A 16494-nucleotide genomic window follows, 5' to 3' on the forward strand; every position below is an offset into this window, starting at 1 on the left:
GGAGAGTAGGACACCGCCGAACATCCGTTACCGAAAGCCCCCCAACCTTGTTGGGGGGCTTTCGGCATTCCCGGACACCCTTCACCGACCACAACCGGTGCCCCGCACACCCTTTCACCCCGGCGCACCGCCGGCCAGGACTTGTAGCGCGCGGGACGCGAGATGAAGATTCAGGCGTGTGTCGACGCTACGGAGATCACGCCCGGTGAGTTCGTGAATGCGAGACATCCGGTATCGCAGGGTGCTGCGGTGGATCCTGAGCGCCTGCGCGGTCTCGTCGTATTTCCCGCCGCATTCGAGGTATTGGGCCAGTGTGGCCGTCATCGTGCTGCGGTGTTCCCGGTCGTAGTCGAGCAGTGGGCCGAGCCATTCCTGCACGAACGCCTCGACGTCTCCGGTGCTGCTGTGCGAGTCGAGGATGCGGTAGACGCCGAGTTCGTCGAACAGCGCCACACCGCGGGGCGACAGCGACTGCTTTCTGATCTCGAGCGCCCGTATTGCGTGGATGTAGGAGTCGGGTAGGCCGCTGGGGGAGGTGCATTCGGATCCGACGCCGATCACTCCGACCGCGGGGCCGAGCGACTTCTCCAATGCCGTGAAGATGATGTTCACGTCTGTCTTTGCGTCCATGACGGCGGCGAGGACCCCGGTTCGGTGCTCGTTGCTCTGGACGAGAAGGGCCGACGAGTCGGTGGACGTCAGGTGGCGCCGGAAGGCCTCCGTGACGGACTCGACGGGTGTGTCCGGCCCCCAGTGGACCACCAGAACGCGTTGCGGGGTGTGCAGGTCGTAGCCGAGTGCGTCGGCCCGCGAATAGGCGCTGTCGTCGTCCGTGCCGGCGAGCAGGTCGGCGCCGAGGTCGCGGCTCAGTCGCGCCTCCGTCTCGGCGAGCGCTCTGCGGTGCGACATGTCGACGGCGAGCATCGTCGTGGCGTATTCGAGGGCGACCGTGTCGAGGTCGGTGGCCCGATGTTCCGGGTCCGACAGATACAGGACGCCGAGAAGTGTCTGGCCGGGCCGGACTATCTGCACGATCCGGTTGTCGTGCCGCAGCGGGCGCCCTTCCATCGCGGCACGGCGCAGGACGTCGACTCGGTTCCCGCCGCCGGTCTTGCGGTACCGCGGGGCCTTGTCCGGGCCGGACCAGACGCGGAGATTGCCGAAGGCGTCTTCGATCCCGACGGCGAGTCCGGTCACCTGGTGGAGTGTCTCGGCGATGGCGGTCTCGTCGGCGCCGGTCGCGGCGAGGCGCCCGAACGTGTTGTGGATCTTCGCTTCCTCCTCGAGTCGCACGGCCCTTGCGTCGAGCGCGGTGATCTCGTCCGCGGCCTCGCGTAACTGACGTTCCTGTGTGGCCGCCCGGGAGCGGAGCGATGCGGCGCGCAGGGCCGACCCCGTGTGCTGAATCAACAACTCGAGCAGGGTGGCCTGCACCGGGGTCGGCGGGTAGTCGGCCCGCAGGGTGAGCGACACCGGCCTCGACCACGAATCGTCGAGCAGCACGCGGTGTCGCCAGACGTCGTCGTCGTGGCGTTCGCCCGTCAGAGCCGACACGGGTTCCACTGTGAAGGGACCGAGTTCGGGGAGGGCTTCGACCAGCAGGGCCAGGATCTCGTCCCGATTCCCGCAGTCGTGCATGTGCGCGGTGACGGCCACGACCGCGGACAGGTTCGTCGCCCGCGGCATGTGATCCACCCTCGGGTCTGGGGCTGCTTCCAGATCCATGGCTTGGAACTACCCCGTTTTGCGCCGTCGAAACCGGGACGCTGTCCATTGAGGCCGGATTTCGGGGGATTCTTTCGTTCCGCCGTGACCATGTGGAGAGACGGATCAGCCGCCAACCTTGGTTACTGAGGGGTGGCACTATGACCCAATCCAATAGTTGGCACGATCCCGATCTGAACATGATTCGCGATGTCGTCGCGCACACGTCGGACGGGTGCGAGGGCTGTCTTGCACTCGGTACCCGCTGGGAGCACCTGATGTTGTGCCTGACGTGCGGCTATGTCGGATGCAATGACGGATCACCGATGCGGCACGCGCGACACCACGCCGAACGCAGCGGTCATCCGATCGTCCAGTCCCTCCACCCGGGGGACAACTGGCGCTGGTGCTTCGTGCACGACGCCCAGATCTGCACGCCGTATCCGGCGACCGGGGCCCGGGTGGTCGCACCGAGCCTGGTGCCCGGACCGTCCGACGACGTCAGGCACGGTCTCCGTATCGCGAAATCGCAGTGACGATCGCAGAACAGACGGCGTCCGCCCGAACCTCGGGGGGAGCGTCGGCCGGCCAGCCTGGGCGTACCGGGGTTCCGCCGGGGCGCGGCGGCGTCGGAAGCGGTCCGGGAACTGCGGCGTAGGCATCCGACGCCGACACCGGGGTGTACGAAGCGTCGAAGGAGAACTGGGACGACTCCTCGTGCGCGCCGTGCCTGAGTCGGAGAACCTCCTGCCCCACCCGTCCGCGCAGGAGGAAGAAGAGCAACGGGTCGTCGTCGAGCACCCACGCTGCCTGATACAGCACCGCGGCAGCGTGGCGGCAAGGCACATCCCACTCCTCGCAGGTGCACGTCGCGTCGGCATCGAACATCGACGGTACTAGGGACACGTCGACGGCAGCGAGTCGTCGTCGAGTTCGCGGGGAAGCGTCCCACTCGACAACTGGGCGACGTGACCGCTCCGGGACGCGAGTGTCGCGAGCACCTCGCGCCACTGGCGCTCGTCCAGCTGGTCCACCCGGATCCGCACGTGCAGTCTCTCCTCGTCCGTGTGCACGTCCGCGGAGACAAGCCCGGCCGCGAACGTGAGCGGCCCGACCAGTCCGCGGGTCAGTTCGGTGAAGGCGTCGGCATGTCGCCGTTCTGGAAGCGTTCGACCAGCTTCTCCCGGGCGGCGACGGAAGTGCCCCTGGTGCAGGAATTCGCAGCCCACCCCGCGCGCCATCAGGTGCCGCCGCAACAGCCGTCTCATCGTGGTGAAGTGGGTGAACGCGAGCGAACGCCCGCCCTCCGACAGGTTGGTGTCGATCAGCTCGTCGAGCAGACCGATCATGCGGGAACGACCGGCGAGCGCGGAGTGCTCCTGGCCGAGGTACTGGGCGGGTGATTGCAGATCTGCTCGAGACCGGTCAGCACTGACACGATGCTGCCGCGCGTGCCCGATGCCGTCGCTCTTCTCGATCTGCTCCATGGCCTCGCGGACGAGGGCCTCGTACATTCCCGCCTGTTCCGGGGTGAGCGTGGCGTCCAGGTCGATCTGGGTCTTCGGCGGAAGCTCTGGAGTGATCGTGCGCAGGGCGCGGGTGACGGACGCCGCGCGGTTCTTCAGGTGTTGCGCCTCGTCGCTGCCGCCCGCGACCGTCTCACCGGGAGGACGCCGCTTCGGACCGGGGTGGACGAGGACACCGGTGCCCGGTGCGAAGCGCTCGATCTCCCGTCGCCAATTCCCGAGCAGCGACGCCGGACAGACCACCAAGGTGGGTCCTGCCGTTACGGGTGCCTGCTGGCGGTGCAGGTGAACCGCGATGAGGGTCAACGTCTTTCCCAGAACGATGTCGTCGGCGAGACAGGCGCCCGTGAGTCCGGCGACCTCCTCCCCGTGCCGGGCCCGGCCGGTCAGCGAGACCGCAGGGCCTCGATGGACGTCATCGTTCCGGTACGCCGCTGGAGGGTCTTTCGTATCAACGCCGAGTCCGCCACGATGTATCGGTTGCGGAGCTTCACGACGGCGCGCTCCGCCGACACGAGTTCTTCCATCTCTTCCCGCGTCAGCACGTCGTCGCCCACCGCGACACGCCAGTCGAAGTCGAAGGCGCGGTCGCCACCGAAAGCGGCTGCCCCCTCGCCGGACCCGGGCTCGCCGAGGATCATGCGGGTCGAGGTACGCGCCACCAGGTTGCGCGGCCATTGGATCTCGACTCCTCGGTGGCGCAGCCGACGGCCGGCGTCCCCGGCGAGGGAAGTCAGGTCGTCGTCCTCGAGTCGGATGCGGTGCGGCGCCTCGGCTCGCGGCGAGCGTCGGATGCCGGCCAGAGGTCGACGGCATCGCACACCACCCCGGGCCGGGCGAGACCGTGCACCTGGACCGTGGCGTCGAACTCGCTGTCCGAGAGGTCGACCGCGCCGGGATCGACGGGGTCGATCCGCAACGACAACGCGATCGCGTCGGGTGCCAGGGCGCCTGTCCACACCCGGAGTTCGGGGGACGTCTCGGCGTTCCAGTCCAGGTAGGGCCCGGCGTCGGCCGGCGATTCGAGCCGCGGGATCGTGTCGACGGCGGCGGCGGTCCGTCCGGCGAGTCGCGCCAGAACGCCAGGCGGAGTCGCGAGGGGATCGGAGGGGGCGAAGGTGGCCGCACGGGTGGCGAGGATGGGCTCCGCTGTCACTACTGCGCCTTTCGCCTGGTTTACGGTACGCCGTACGTCAATGAGGCGGCGGACGGAATTGTTCCCGGGCGCCGTGGGAAGATCTCGGCATGGGTAGAAGCGCGACACCGGAGGGCGACCCCGCCCGCACCATGGAGCTGCTGTGGGGTGGTGGCAGCACGCCGATCTCGCGCCCCCGCAACGGGAAGCCGGGCCTGACGCTCGACCGGATCGTCGAGGCCGCCGTCTCCGTCGCGGATGCGGAAGGGCTGGACGCCGTCTCGATGCGCCGGCTGGCAGCCGAGCTCGGCGCCGGGGCGATGTCGCTGTACACGCACGTCCCCGGGAAGACGGAACTGGTGGAGGTGATGCTCGATCGCGCGCTGTCCACACTCGAGCCGGCCGAGGATACCGATGTGGGGTGGCGGGAGCGACTCGCGGCCGCCGCTCACGACTACTTTCAACTGTTGTGCGTCCACCCGTGGATGCTCGGCGTCGTCGCACTGAGCCGGCCGGTTCTGGGGCCCGGCGGGATGGCCAAGTACGAGCGGGAATTGCGCGCGGTCGAGGGGCTGGGACTGTCGGACCTCGACATGGACTCCGTCGTCACGCTCCTCGACAGTTTCGTCGCGGGCGCCGCGCGGGCCGCGGTGGACGCGGCCGCGCTTGCCGCCCAGGGGGAGGCGGACAGTGAATGGTGGCAGCGCGTCGCTCCGCACTTCGAGAAGGTCTTCGACCCCGACCGGTTCCCGCTGGCGGCCCGGGTGGGGGCCTCGGCGGGGGAACACCACGACGCCGCGTACGCGCCCGCCCACGCCTTCGAATTCGGGCTCGCCCGGCTACTCGACGGAGTCGGCGCCCTCATCGTCGACGGCGGAACCGGCGGGGAGTAGCTCGGCGGGAACGGCCAGCGTGGTCGGCTCGACGCGGCCGCGCAGGGTGACGGTGTCGGTGAGTTGCCACCGCGTGCGTTCGTCATCGGCTGCCGCGTCGATCGCCCGCTCGGACGCGACGACGTGTCCGGACACGTTCTTGGCGAGCTCGGACAACCGCGCCGCCTCGTTGACCGGATCGCCGATCACCGTGTACTCGAAACGTTCGTGGGCGCCGATGTTTCCGGCCACGGCGCGACCCGCCGCCACTCCGATCCCCGCGTCGCACTCCGGTACCTCGGCGGTGAGCCGTTCGCGGAGGGCCCGAGCAGCGGAGAGCGCGGCACCTGCATGGTCGTCGAGCGCCACGGGTGCCCCGAAGATGGCCAGCGCGGCGTCACCTTCGAACTTGTTGACGAATCCGTCTCGCCGATCGACCTCGTCGACGACCACGTTGAAGAACCGGTTGAGCAGGTCCACGACCTCCGCGGGCGACCGGGTGGCCGCGATCGTGGTGGACCCGATGATGTCGACGAACAGGACCGCTACGTCACGTTCCTCCCCGCCGAGTTCGGAGTTGTGCCGGAGGGCCTGGGACGCCACTTCCTGCCCGACGTGGCGCCCGAACAGGTCGCGGATCCGCTCACGTTCGCGGAGTCCCTCGGCCATCCGGTTGAACCCGGTCTGCAGCGCGCCGAGTTCGGTGCCGTCGTACACGACGACCTCGGCGTCGAGATCGCCCTCCGCCACTTTCGCCATGCCCAGCGACACCGAGCGGATCGGCGCCTCGGTGGCGCGCACACTGATCACGACCAGCAGCAGGCCGAAGAGCAGGATCACACCACCCAGTGCAAGGATCGATACCGCGAGGCTGGTCGGGCTCGCGGGCCGGATGAAACTGAAGATCGCGATGAGCATCAGACCGAGCACGGGAACACCCGTCCCGAGGATCCACGCCAGTGCGGTGCGGCCGGTGATGCCGAGGGTTCGGCGGGGTCGCGGTCCGTCCGATCCCAGTGCCCGGGCGGCGATGGGGCGGAGCGCGAACTCCGTCAGCAGGTAACAGAACGCGGATACCGTGATCCCGGCCAAGGCGATCGTGAACGCGACCTTCGGAATGGTCTGGGGATCGATGATGCCGTACAGCGTCGTGAAGAAGACCAGCCCGATGCCCCACAACGCCGCCTGAACACGTGTCAGACGCCACGGTGCGCGGAACGCCGCCGACCGGTCGTGGTCGGTGGGCGCGTCGTCCTCCGTCGCCCACCGGAGATCCGACACCAGTCGCTTGGTGCCCCAGGTCACACCGACCAGGACCGCGCACAGCACGAACACGGGCACCGCGACGAAATTGGCGATCGTGAACTCGCTCGACCACACACTCGGGCCGGGGACGACGACACTGACGAGCAGGCAGGTGATCACCGCGCCGACCAGGTTGGTAAATACCAGGGGGGCGGTCAGCAGCAGCTGGACGCGGATACGGCGCCGGCGGGGACTCTCGTCCGGCGATCCGAGCAACCACGACCCCATCGGGGCGACGGATCGGCGGGGGCTGCGCATGGTCATTCGAGACTAGTCGGCGCGATCCCTTAGGGTGGGCGGGTGCGCCTAGTGATTGCCAGATGCCGAGTCGATTACGTAGGCCGTTTGACGGCACATCTGCCCACCGCTCGTCGCCTGTTGTTGATCAAGGCCGACGGTTCCGTGAGCATCCACGCCGACGACCGCGCCTACAAGCCGCTGAACTGGATGAGCCCGCCCTGCTGGCTCGTCGAAGACTCCGTGGAAGACGCCGAAGCGCTGTGGGTGGTGACCAACAAGGCCGGTGAGGAACTGCGGATCACCCTCGAGGAGATCGAGCACGACTCCAGTCACGAACTCGGTGTCGATCCGGGGCTCATCAAGGACGGCGTCGAGGCACACCTTCAGGAGTTGCTCGCCGAACACGTCGAAACGCTCGGCAGCGGCTACACGCTCGTCCGGCGCGAGTACATGACGGCCATCGGTCCCGTCGACCTGCTGTGCCGGAACGCCGACGGGGCTTCCGTCGCCGTGGAGATCAAGCGCCGCGGAGACATCGACGGTGTCGAGCAGCTCACGCGGTACCTCGAACTGCTCAACCGGGATCCGCTGCTGGCGCCGGTGAGCGGTGTCTTCGCCGCCCAGCAGATCAAGCCGCAGGCCAAAACCCTTGCCACCGACCGCGGGATCCGGTGCCTGGTGCTCGACTACGAAGCGCTGCGCGGCACCGAGAGCACCGAGTTCCGGCTCTTCTGAGGCCTAGGCTGAACCCGTGCCCCGTCGCAAACCCCAGCGGAAGAACACACGCCGCAGTGCGCCCCCGGACAACTCCGAGGGGTCGCTGTTCGGCAGTGCGATGATGCGGCAGGAATCCGGGCCCGCTGGCTACGCGGACGAGAGCTTCGTCGTCCGCACGATCCCCGGGGCCCGGGCGACCAAGTCCTACCGGTGCCCCGGCTGCGATCACGACATCCGGCCGGGCGTCGCCCACCTCGTCACCTGGCCGGCCGAATACGGCGGAGCCGAGGACCGGCGGCACTGGCACACCGGGTGCTGGTCGGGACGCAGCACTCGGGGCCTCACGCGCAGGTGGTCCTAGCTTCCCGTCTTCACGGTCCGCTGATTCGCCGGCCGGTTCGCCGGGTTCTTCTCGACGGTGGACAGCACCGCAGTGTCCTCGTCCGAGTTGTCCGTCTCGTCCGCGGAGTTCTTTCCGGACTCGTTCTGCGCGGTCTTCCGGTCCGCGGCACCGCCCGGAGCCGACTTGCTGTTGGTGTTCTCGTCCGAGCGCTTCTGCGAGTTCGACGCCGCGGTGTCGGGCTGCGCGTCCAGGAGTTCGCTCTCCCGGTTGACCGACGCCAACATCGCCGGAACAGAATCGAGCTGCCCCCGAATTCCCAAGAGCTGCGCCAGGATCCGGCCGCGTAGCACACGAAGTTCTTCCGCGAGCTCCTTGGCGTGGGCGATCTTGCGCTCCGACTGGTCGGTGGCCGCCTGCAACCTGCGCTCCGCCTCGTGCGTGGCATCCGCGAGACGACGATGCGCCTCGGCCTTGCTGGTGGACTCGAGTTCGTTGACGGCCGTGATCGTCTTCTGGCGGCGCTCGGACATCGCGAGGTCGAAGTCTTCCTGCACCTGCGACCGACGCAGTTCGGCCTCGGCGGCCAGGCGGTCGCGCTCGGACTGAGCGGCCTCGACGATCTTCGCCGCCTCCGTGCGGGCCTTCGCCATCGTCTGCTCGTGCTGAATTTCGAGAGCACTGCGGCGGTCTTCGAGTTCCGCGACCAGCGACTCGTACTGGCCGCGAAGCTGCGCGCCCTCCTGCTCGGCGACGGAGATCATCTCGGCGGCGTCGGCCTCGGCCTTCGCGCGCACCTCGGACGCCTCGTCCGACGCGAGCCGGAGCATGCGCGAGATGCGGTCGCTCATTCCCTCCGCGGTGGTCGGCGGAACGGACAGGCGGTCGACATCCTTGCGGAGATCGTCGATCTCGTCCCGCGCATCGTCGAGCTGCTTGGCGAGATCCCGCGCCTGCGCCGCCGCGGCGTCGCGGTCGGCGGCAGTGACGCGGAGCTCCGCGTCGAATCGCTCGAAGTAGTTACGTACCTCGTCCCGGTCGAATCCCTTGCGCACGGTGGAAAAAGGAAGGGGGATCGAACCACGGTCCTGCTCGTTTACCATGGCCGCCAATCTACCTGGGCAAAGTAGAACTTGTCTCTGCGCCTGGTACCCGGCGGCCGGCCACAGCTCTAGTGGGTCGCCGACGGCTCGACGAGCTCGACGAGAACTCCGCCTGCATCCTTCGGGTGGACGAAGTTGATGCGCGAGTCGGCGGTTCCGCGGCGGGGTGCGTCGTACAGCAGCCGCACACCGTGCTCGCGCAACTGAGCGGAGATGGCGTCGATGTCCGTGACGCGGTACGCGAGCTGCTGGAGACCGGGTCCGCTGCGATCGATGAACTTGGCGATGGTCGAGCTCTCGTTCAACGGTGCGAGAAGCTGCAGCGCGGTGCTGCCCTCGGGAGAGCCGACGACGCTCAGCATCGCTTCGCGCACGCCCTGCTCCTCGTTCACCTCTTCGTGTGTCGACACCATGCCGAGGTGTTCGGAGTACCACGCGATGGCGGCGTCGAGGTCGGGAACGGCGATGCCGACGTGGTCGATGGCGGTCACCAGGTCCGAGGACAGCGGCGACGTGGTCTGGGTGGGGGAGGACTGTGTCATGGTCCCGACGTTAGCGCTACCGTTTCGGTAGTTCTCGTCGGGATGTGACTTCCGTCGCCCCGCACCTGCCCAACTCGTCTCACGCGGAGGAAATCGTGACCAGTTCTGTGATCGTCGCCGGAGCCCGGACCCCGATGGGCCGGTTGCTGGGTTCGTTGAAGGATGTGTCGGGTTCGGATCTGGGTGGGGTGGCGATTCGTGGTGCGTTGGAGAAGGCGGGCGTCGCTCCCGAGCAGGTCGAGTACGTGATCATGGGTCAGGTGCTCACGGCGGGAACGGGGCAGATCCCGGCGCGGCAGGCCGCGGTGGCCGCGGGCATCGGGATGGATGTGCCGGCGTTGACCATCAACAAGGTGTGTCTGTCGGGGATCGACGCGATCGCATTGGCGGATCAGCTGATCCGGGCCGGCGAGTTCGACGTCGTGGTCGCCGGGGGTCAGGAGTCGATGTCGCGGGCCCCGCACCTGCTGGAGAAGTCGCGGGAGGGTTTCAAGTACGGCGACGTCACGATGCGCGATCACATGGCCTTCGACGGGTTGTACGACATCTTCACCGACCAGGCGATGGGGAGTCTGACGGAGGCGAAGAACGCGGAGGACGGGCAGCGGATCGGCCGCGAGGAGCAGGACACATTCGCGGCGGCGTCGCATCAGAAGGCGGCGCGGGCCTGGAAGGACGGGGTGTTCGACGACGAGGTGGTGCCGGTGCCGGTGCCGCAGCGCAAGGGCGATCCGGTGCTGGTCGGCTCCGACGAGGGCGTGCGCGGCGATACGACGGTGGAATCGCTGGCCAGGCTGCGTCCGGCGTTCAGCAAGGACGGCACGGTCACCGCCGGGTCGGCGTCGCAGATCTCCGACGGCGCGGCCGCTGTCGTGGTGATGAGCAAGGCGAAGGCGCAGGAACTCGGGTTGTCGTGGATCGCGGAGATCGGCGCGCACGGGGTGGTGGCGGGTCCGGACTCGACGTTGCAGTCGCAGCCGGCGCGGGCCATCGCGAAGGCCTGCGCCAAGGAGGGGATCGAGCCGAAGGATCTGGATCTGGTGGAGATCAACGAGGCCTTCGCGGCGGTGGGGATCGCGTCGACGCGGGAGCTGGGGCTGGATCCGGAGATCGTGAACGTCAACGGCGGGGCGATTGCGATGGGGCATCCGCTGGGGATGTCCGGGGCGCGGATCGCGTTGCATCTGGCGTTGGAGTTGCGTCGTCGTGGTGGGGGTGTGGGCGCCGCGGCACTGTGCGGTGGTGGCGGTCAGGGGGACGCCCTGATCGTGCGCGTCCCCAAGGCCTGACAGGACGACAGTCCGCGGTGGTGTATCTCACACCACTACGGACTGTCGTAGATGGTCGGGCACAATGGTCGGCATGGCGAACGTCTTCGATCTCAGCACCACGGCCAAGCGCTTCCGATTTGTCGCAATTCTGGAGGCATTCACCTGGCTCGGCCTCCTCATCGGCATGGCCTTCAAGTACCTGCCTGCCGACGGCAACGAGATCGGCGTGAAGATCTTCGGGCCCATCCACGGCGGTGTCTTCGTCCTGTACCTGCTCATCTCGCTGTGGACCGCGCGCAAGCTGAGCTGGAATCTGGTCACCACCTTCTGGGCGCTCGTCGCCAGCGTCCCGCCGTTCGGCACCGTCGTGTTCGAGGTCTGGGCGGCCCGCACCGGCCGGATGGGCGAACTGTCCCGGTCGAGCGCAGCGAAGAGCGAACCGTCGCTCGTCTGATCCGCACCGCGGTAGGCACGGCCCGCATTCCGGTGCGCGCTCAAATCGTGACAAACTGGTGGACGTGACTCGACCAGGTTCTCGTCCGTCAGCGCGTTCCTCAGCAGTGGCCGCAGCCATGAGCGGAGCAGTCGATCTCTCCGCCCTCAAGGAGCGTGCGGCCGCTCCGCCCCCGCCGGCACCCGCACCCGCACCCTCCGGGGACGGTGCCGTCGCTCCGGCCGACCCCGGCGGCACCGGACTCGCATCCGTCATCGACGTCACCGAGGCGACGTTCGAGGCGGAGGTGCTCGTCCGGTCCCAGCAGGTCCCGGTCGTCGTCGACCTGTGGGCCACCTGGTGCGAGCCGTGCAAACAACTCTCACCCCTGCTCGAGAAGCTGGCACACGAGGCAGGCGGCACCTGGGTGCTCGCCAAGGTCGACGTCGACGCCAACCCGCGCATCGCGCAGGCCTTCGGCGTCCAGTCCGTCCCAACCGTGGTCGCCATCGCCGGCGGACAGCCGCTCGCCGACTTCCAGGGTGCGCAGCCCGAACCGCAACTGCGTCAGTGGCTCGCCGCCGTCCAGCAGGCAACCGCCGGAAAGCTGTCCGGACCGCCGGCCGGTGACGGCAACGAGGACGAGCCCGAGCCGGAGGACCCGCGTTTCGTCGCCGCCGAGGCCGCGCTCGACGAAGGCGACCTGTCGGCAGCCGAAGCCGAGTTCCAGAAGATCCTCGACGAGGAACCGGCCAACGCCGAGGCGCAGGGCGCGATCCGTCAGGTGCGTTTCCTCGCCCGCGTCCAGTCCGCCGATCCCGGTGCCGTCGCCGCGGCGGATGCCGCCCCGAACGACATCGACGCCCAGCTGCAGGCCGCGGACGTCGAGCTCTACTCCCAGGCCCCGGACGCGGCATTCGCCCGCCTCATCGGTGTCGTCGCCCGCAGCGCCGGCGACGACAAGACGCGGGTACGGACTCGTCTGCTGGAACTGTTCGAACTGTTCGACCCGGCCGAGCCGGTCGTCATGACCGCGCGCCGGAAACTCGCCGCCGCGCTGTACTGACGAGGAACCGGGGTGAGTGCTGTCGGCACTCACCCCGGTCACCCCGCCGGCGGGTCGGTCAGCTCCGAACGCGCTCCACCCGTCCGACCAGGAGGACGTAGGACGCGATCCCGACCGCGGTCACCACGGTCATGTAGACGAATCCCGGCGCAAAGCTGTCGTCGGTGACGAGCAACCCGATCACGATGGGTGTCGCGATCGACGACAGGTTGCCGATGAAGTTGAACATTCCACCGGTGAGCCCGAGCAGTCGTTCCGGTGCGAGTGCCGAGACCAGCGACCACGTGATCGACGCGAGTCCGTTGCCGAAGAACGCGATGGACAGGAACACGATCACCATCGCGGTCGAGTCGGTGAAGTTGGCGCCGATCATCGCGACGGTCAGCAACAGTCCCACGATGATGGGACCCTTGCGCGCGACTCCGAGAGACACTCCCTTGCGCAGCAGGAAATCGGAGAACACTCCGGAGAACAGCACGCCGACGAGCGCCGCGACGAACGGCAGCGAGGCGAGAAATCCGGACTTGATGTAGTCCATGTCCCGGTACTCGACGAGGTAGGTGGGGAACCAGGTGAGGAAGAACCACAGCGTCGACGTGAGACAGAACTGCCCCAGATAGATTCCCCACAGCTTGCGCCGGCCGAGAACGGTGGCGACATCGTTCCGGGTCACGGCCGGACGTTCGGGTTGCTGCTCGTCCACGAGGTCGACGAGTCCGCCGCCGTCGCGGATCAGGTCGATCTCGGCGTCGTTCGCCCGCGAGTCGCGTGGCTCGCGGTAGAACGCGTACCACACGGCACCCCAGAGCGCCCCGACCGCTCCGGTCACGATGAAGACCCAGTGCCAGGACAGCACGGACTGCAGCCAGGAGAGGAAGGGAGTGAGCAGGGCCAATCCGATGAACTGTCCGGACGTGTAGAAGCCGATCACCGTCGCACGTTCGCGCTCGGGGTACCAGGCCGTCGCGACCCGGTTGTTGATCGGATACGCGGGCGCCTCGAACACACCGACGAGCAGGCGCAACGCGATGAGTGCCACGAAGCCGCCGATGACCCCCATGAACGCGGTCGCGACCGACCACAGGATGAGGCAGGCGGGGTAGAGCAGTCTCGGGGGAATCCGGTCGACGAGCCATCCGCCGGGAATCTGCAGCGCCGCATACGTCCAGCCGAACGCCGACAGCAGCAGTCCCTGCTGCGCCTTGGAGAGATCCATTTCGTCCGCGATCGCGGGCATCGCGATCGACAGGTTTGCGCGGTCCATGTAGTTGATGACGACGGTCACGAACAGCATTACCGCGATGAGAACGCGCGCCTTCGACGCCTGCGCGGCGACCGGCGTGGACTTGCCGATCTTCTGGGTCTGCACCATTGCCCTCACCACTCCGCAAAGGATCCGTCGCTGTGGCGCCAGACCGGGTTTCGCCAGCGATGTCCTTCGGCGGCCCGTTCGATGACGTACTCCTCGTTCACCTCGATGCCCAGCCCCGGACCGGTGGGGATTCGGACCTGACCGTCCGCGTAGGTGAACACGGACGGGTCGACGAGATAGTCGAGAAGATCGTTCGACGTGTTGTAGTGGATGCCGAGGCTCTGTTCCTGGATCGTCGCGTTGTAACAGCCCGCGTCGATCTGCAGGCACGTGGCCAGGGCGATCGGCCCGAGGGGGCAGTGCAGAGCGAGTGCCACGTCGTACGCCTCGGCCATGTGCGCGATCTTCCGCGCCTCGGTGATGCCGCCGCAGTGCGACGGGTCGGGCTGGATGATGTCCACAGCTCCGGACGCCAGGACGGTTTTGAAATCCCAACGGGAGAACAATCTCTCACCCAGTGCGATCGGGATCGGCGACTGTCGCAGCACGTCGACGAAACCGTCGACGTGCTCGGAGAGGACCGGTTCCTCCACGAACATCAGCCGGAACGGTTCGAGTTCCTTCAGCAGCACCTTGGCCATGGGTTTGTGCACTCGGCCGTGGAAATCGACGCCGATGCCGATGTTCGGACCCACTGCATCCCGTACCGCGGCGACGTTGGCGAGGCACTGGTCCACCTTGTCCCACGAGTCCAGGTACTGCAGTTCCTCCGTGCCGTTCATCTTCACGGCGGTGAACCCCCGGTCGACCACCTCGCGCGCCGCCTTCGCGGTGTCCGAGGGGCGGTCGCCGCCGATCCACGAATAGACCTTGATCCGGTCCCGGACGCGGCCGCCGAGAAGTTCGTATGCCGGCACGCCGAGGGCCTTGCCCTTGATGTCCCACAGGGCCTGGTCGATGCCGGCCAGCGCGCTCATGTGGATGCCGCCGCCGCGGTAGAACCCCGACCGGTACATGACCGTCCACAGGTCTTCGATCTGCGTCGGATCCTGTCCGACGAGATAGTCGGACAGTTCCTCCACTGCGGCGGCGACGGACGCGGCCCGGCCTTCGAGCACCGGTTCGCCCCAGCCGACCACGCCGTCGTCCGTCTCGATTCGCAGGAACAGCCACCTGGGGGGTACGGCGTACGTGGTGAGTGACTTGATCTTCATGGAGTCCTCCTGTGTGGGGCTGTGGTGGTGGCCCCGGTGGTCGTAGGTGTCGATCAGGCGGCTTCGGCCGACCAGATGTTCATCAAGGTGAGGGCGCGGTCGCGGACGGTGTCGGCGCCGTCCCCGGGCCGGTACAGGCAGGTTCCGAGTCCCGCGCCTCCCGCACCTGCGGCGGCCCACTCGGCGAGGTTGGTGCGATCGACGCCGCCGACGGGGAGCAACTCGACCTCCGTCGGCAGGACGGCCCGCCACGCCTGCATCCCGGCTGGCCCGACCGAGTCGGAGGGAAACAGTTTGATGCTGCGCGCTCCCGCACCGACGGCACGGAACGCCTCGGTGGGAGTGGCCGCTCCCGGGTACGGGTGCAGGTTTCGGGCGACGGCGGCGCCGATGACCTCGACGTCGGTGTTGGGGGAGACGATGATCCGGGAGCCGGCCGCTTCGGATCGGATCACGTCGCCGACGCTCAGTACGGTCCCGGCTCCGACGACGCAGACGTCGCCGACGGCCGCCGCCAACCGCTCGATCGAGTCGAACGGTCGCGGCGAGTTCAGTGGGACCTCGATCGCCGTGAACCCGGCGTCGACGAGGGCTGAACCGACGGCGACGATCTCGTCGGGGGTGATGCCGCGCAGAATGGCGATCAGTCCGGTCGTGGTGGCAGTGGCTGTGGTGCTCATAGGGACTCCTTCTCGGGATTCGTGGATGGCGCCGGGTCGACCAGCCCCGCATCGATCGCCACGCGCCACAAACCCTGTGCTGCGGCCTCCTCGGCGACGATGTCGGCGACCACGCCGTGAACGCGCAGTCCGGCTGCGTAGCGTCTGCAGAGATCGGCGTTTCCGCACAAGAGGATTCGGTTTCCGTCGGCGTAGTGGGGCAGGAGATGCCGGATCTCGTCCGCGATGATCACGCCGGAGACGTAGTCGGGAAGCGACGCCGGATCGAGGAGTCCGTCGAGCACGAGCGCTCGTGCTCCGAACAGCTCCGCGGGCAGTCCGCGTGACGGCGTCGACGTTCCCGTGGCGAGGCCCCGCTCGAACGCGGCGTCGTCGCGCACGGCGGCGGTGGCGGTGCGGCCGAGGATGCCGTGCTGCGTCACCAGGCCGTACAACTCGCCCGACATCGACGTCGCGAACGAGACGATCTTGCGGTTCTCGACTCGTGCCCACTTGGTGTGTGTTCCGGGAAGCACGATCGTCAGTGGGCGGTCGGTCGGCGGGAGCAGGCCCAGTGCCCCGATGATCTGCGTCTCCTCGCCCCTCATGACGTCGCCGGCCACGGTGCCGTCGGCGGCGGAGGCGACGCGCAGGCCGGGTACGAGGTGCAGCACTCCGCGTGGGTGGGGGACCGTCGTGAGGTCGTCGGCGTCGATCGCGAGATCGGTCGGCGTGGTCAGATAGCCGGCTTCACGCCAACCCTGGGCGCTGCCGACCATGCCGCAGGCGATCGCCGGGATATCGGGGGCGGCCGCGATCCAGTCGCCGCAGGCCTCGTCGAAGGCGGCTTCGTAGTCACGAGTGCGCGACGCGGGGTCGTCGCCGGTGGTGCCGAGCAATCCGAAGTCCGGCCGGCGAACGTCCAGAATGCGGCCGCCGTCGCCGAGGAGCCAGGCGCGCTGTGACGACGTGCCCCAGTCGAGGGCGATCAGACGTGGTGTCGAGGGGTCGGGGGTGTTCTGGATCACGCGAACCACTATCGGACGCGAATCCCA

19 protein-coding genes are annotated in these 16494 nt (G+C 68.1%); 7 read left to right on the forward strand and 12 right to left on the reverse strand.

Going from position 1 to position 16494, the window contains the following annotated elements; genetic code table 11:
- Positions 1-114: 114 nt before the first annotated feature.
- The gene (locus tag ACFWAY_RS28675) at positions 115-1725 is read right to left on the reverse strand and encodes a PucR family transcriptional regulator (protein ID WP_378512980.1); all 1611 of its coding nucleotides are present in this window, start codon (positions 1723-1725) and stop codon (positions 115-117) included.
- Positions 1726-1865: 140 nt separating this feature from the next.
- Between ACFWAY_RS28675 and ACFWAY_RS28680 the strand changes: the two genes are divergently transcribed.
- The gene (locus ACFWAY_RS28680; RefSeq protein WP_378512981.1) at positions 1866-2240 is read left to right on the forward strand and encodes a UBP-type zinc finger domain-containing protein; all 375 of its coding nucleotides are present in this window, start codon (positions 1866-1868) and stop codon (positions 2238-2240) included.
- Here the strand turns inward: ACFWAY_RS28680 and ACFWAY_RS28685 are convergent.
- The 4 genes from ACFWAY_RS28685 to ACFWAY_RS28700 form a co-directional block, all read right to left on the reverse strand.
- The gene (locus tag ACFWAY_RS28685; protein ID WP_378452085.1) at positions 2206-2592 is read right to left on the reverse strand and encodes an SWIM zinc finger family protein; all 387 of its coding nucleotides are present in this window, start codon (positions 2590-2592) and stop codon (positions 2206-2208) included. The two genes, ACFWAY_RS28680 and ACFWAY_RS28685, sit on opposite strands and share 35 nt — an antisense overlap.
- An 8-nt stretch (positions 2593-2600) precedes the next feature.
- Positions 2601-3536, reverse strand: a complete 936-nt coding sequence (locus ACFWAY_RS28690) for an SNF2-related protein (protein WP_378512982.1) — start codon at positions 3534-3536, stop codon at positions 2601-2603.
- Between the two features lie 80 nt (positions 3537-3616).
- Entirely contained in the window at positions 3617-4051 is a 435-nt protein-coding gene (locus ACFWAY_RS28695; RefSeq protein ID WP_378512983.1) for an SNF2 helicase-associated domain-containing protein, read from the reverse strand.
- Positions 3964-4386, reverse strand: a complete 423-nt coding sequence (locus tag ACFWAY_RS28700; RefSeq protein ID WP_378512984.1) for a hypothetical protein — start codon at positions 4384-4386, stop codon at positions 3964-3966. The genes ACFWAY_RS28695 and ACFWAY_RS28700 overlap by 88 nt, the downstream gene beginning before the upstream one ends.
- Before the next feature lie 89 nt (positions 4387-4475).
- Here ACFWAY_RS28700 and ACFWAY_RS28705 point away from each other — a divergent pair, with 89 nt between their 5' ends.
- Positions 4476-5258, forward strand: a complete 783-nt coding sequence (locus tag ACFWAY_RS28705) for a TetR/AcrR family transcriptional regulator (RefSeq protein WP_378512985.1) — start codon at positions 4476-4478, stop codon at positions 5256-5258.
- Here ACFWAY_RS28705 and ACFWAY_RS28710 read toward each other — a convergent pair.
- Positions 5205-6806, reverse strand: a complete 1602-nt coding sequence (locus tag ACFWAY_RS28710) for an adenylate/guanylate cyclase domain-containing protein (RefSeq protein ID WP_378512986.1) — start codon at positions 6804-6806, stop codon at positions 5205-5207. The genes ACFWAY_RS28705 and ACFWAY_RS28710 overlap by 54 nt on opposite strands.
- 36 nt (positions 6807-6842) lie before the next feature.
- On the opposite strand from ACFWAY_RS28710, the gene nucS reads away from it, so the two are divergent.
- Positions 6843-7517, forward strand: coding sequence for an endonuclease NucS (nucS, locus tag ACFWAY_RS28715; RefSeq protein ID WP_378452092.1), 675 nt, complete (start codon positions 6843-6845; stop codon positions 7515-7517).
- A 16-nt stretch (positions 7518-7533) separates the two neighbouring features.
- A complete protein-coding gene (locus ACFWAY_RS28720; RefSeq protein WP_378452093.1) occupies positions 7534-7860 on the forward strand; it encodes an ATP/GTP-binding protein in 327 nt (108 codons plus the stop codon).
- Here the strand turns inward: ACFWAY_RS28720 and ACFWAY_RS28725 are convergent.
- Both ACFWAY_RS28725 and mce read right to left on the reverse strand, forming a co-directional pair.
- Positions 7857-8942, reverse strand: coding sequence for a hypothetical protein (locus ACFWAY_RS28725; protein ID WP_378452094.1), 1086 nt, complete (start codon positions 8940-8942; stop codon positions 7857-7859). The genes ACFWAY_RS28720 and ACFWAY_RS28725 overlap by 4 nt on opposite strands.
- A 68-nt stretch (positions 8943-9010) precedes the next feature.
- Entirely contained in the window at positions 9011-9484 is a 474-nt protein-coding gene (gene mce, locus ACFWAY_RS28730) for a methylmalonyl-CoA epimerase (protein WP_378512987.1), read from the reverse strand.
- A gap of 95 nt (positions 9485-9579) precedes the next feature.
- On the opposite strand from mce, the gene ACFWAY_RS28735 reads away from it, so the two are divergent.
- The 3 genes from ACFWAY_RS28735 to ACFWAY_RS28745 all read left to right on the forward strand — a co-directional run bounded on the left by ACFWAY_RS28735 (position 9580) and on the right by ACFWAY_RS28745 (position 12254).
- Entirely contained in the window at positions 9580-10773 is a 1194-nt protein-coding gene (locus tag ACFWAY_RS28735) for an acetyl-CoA C-acetyltransferase (RefSeq protein WP_378512988.1), read from the forward strand.
- 64 nt (positions 10774-10837) lie between these two features.
- A complete protein-coding gene (locus ACFWAY_RS28740) occupies positions 10838-11209 on the forward strand; it encodes a DUF3817 domain-containing protein (protein WP_378512989.1) in 372 nt (123 codons plus the stop codon).
- A 118-nt stretch (positions 11210-11327) separates the two neighbouring features.
- Positions 11328-12254, forward strand: a complete 927-nt coding sequence (locus ACFWAY_RS28745; RefSeq protein ID WP_378512990.1) for a tetratricopeptide repeat protein — start codon at positions 11328-11330, stop codon at positions 12252-12254.
- A gap of 58 nt (positions 12255-12312) precedes the next feature.
- Here ACFWAY_RS28745 and ACFWAY_RS28750 read toward each other — a convergent pair whose 3' ends face one another.
- Genes ACFWAY_RS28750 through ACFWAY_RS28765 form a run of 4 tightly spaced genes read right to left on the reverse strand, consistent with a single transcriptional unit; the run spans position 12313 to position 16467 of the window.
- Positions 12313-13626 (reverse strand): MFS transporter, encoded by a 1314-nt coding sequence (locus ACFWAY_RS28750; protein WP_378452099.1) that lies wholly within the window; start codon positions 13624-13626, stop codon positions 12313-12315.
- Between the two features lie 5 nt (positions 13627-13631).
- Entirely contained in the window at positions 13632-14780 is a 1149-nt protein-coding gene (dgoD, locus tag ACFWAY_RS28755) for a galactonate dehydratase (RefSeq protein ID WP_378512991.1), read from the reverse strand.
- A gap of 53 nt (positions 14781-14833) precedes the next feature.
- Positions 14834-15460 (reverse strand): 2-dehydro-3-deoxy-6-phosphogalactonate aldolase, encoded by a 627-nt coding sequence (locus ACFWAY_RS28760; RefSeq protein WP_378512992.1) that lies wholly within the window; start codon positions 15458-15460, stop codon positions 14834-14836.
- A complete protein-coding gene (locus ACFWAY_RS28765) occupies positions 15457-16467 on the reverse strand; it encodes a 2-dehydro-3-deoxygalactonokinase (protein ID WP_378512993.1) in 1011 nt (336 codons plus the stop codon). The genes ACFWAY_RS28760 and ACFWAY_RS28765 overlap by 4 nt, the downstream gene beginning before the upstream one ends.
- Positions 16468-16494: the final 27 nt, after the last annotated feature.

Origin of the sequence: Rhodococcus sp. NPDC059968, assembly GCF_042738615.1 — a bacterium.
GTDB lineage: Bacteria > Actinomycetota > Actinomycetes > Mycobacteriales > Mycobacteriaceae > Rhodococcus_F.

What these genes read in the sequence shown, in the direction of transcription:
- ACFWAY_RS28760 (WP_378512992.1), bottom strand. Translation starts at nt 15,460, where the DNA reads ATGAGCACCACAGCCACTGCCACCACGACCGGACTGATCGCCATTCTG.
- ACFWAY_RS28675 (WP_378512980.1), bottom strand. Translation starts at nt 1,725, where the DNA reads ATGGATCTGGAAGCAGCCCCAGACCCGAGGGTGGATCACATGCCGCGG.
- ACFWAY_RS28680 (WP_378512981.1), top strand. Translation starts at nt 1,866, where the DNA reads ATGACCCAATCCAATAGTTGGCACGATCCCGATCTGAACATGATTCGC.
- ACFWAY_RS28745 (WP_378512990.1), top strand. Translation starts at nt 11,328, where the DNA reads ATGAGCGGAGCAGTCGATCTCTCCGCCCTCAAGGAGCGTGCGGCCGCT.
- ACFWAY_RS28710 (WP_378512986.1), bottom strand. Translation starts at nt 6,806, where the DNA reads ATGACCATGCGCAGCCCCCGCCGATCCGTCGCCCCGATGGGGTCGTGG.
- ACFWAY_RS28705 (WP_378512985.1), top strand. Translation starts at nt 4,476, where the DNA reads ATGGGTAGAAGCGCGACACCGGAGGGCGACCCCGCCCGCACCATGGAG.
- ACFWAY_RS28750 (WP_378452099.1), bottom strand. Translation starts at nt 13,626, where the DNA reads ATGGTGCAGACCCAGAAGATCGGCAAGTCCACGCCGGTCGCCGCGCAG.
- ACFWAY_RS28685 (WP_378452085.1), bottom strand. Translation starts at nt 2,592, where the DNA reads ATGTTCGATGCCGACGCGACGTGCACCTGCGAGGAGTGGGATGTGCCT.
- dgoD (WP_378512991.1), bottom strand. Translation starts at nt 14,780, where the DNA reads ATGAAGATCAAGTCACTCACCACGTACGCCGTACCCCCCAGGTGGCTG.
- ACFWAY_RS28725 (WP_378452094.1), bottom strand. Translation starts at nt 8,942, where the DNA reads ATGGTAAACGAGCAGGACCGTGGTTCGATCCCCCTTCCTTTTTCCACC.
- mce (WP_378512987.1), bottom strand. Translation starts at nt 9,484, where the DNA reads ATGACACAGTCCTCCCCCACCCAGACCACGTCGCCGCTGTCCTCGGAC.
- ACFWAY_RS28740 (WP_378512989.1), top strand. Translation starts at nt 10,838, where the DNA reads ATGGTCGGCATGGCGAACGTCTTCGATCTCAGCACCACGGCCAAGCGC.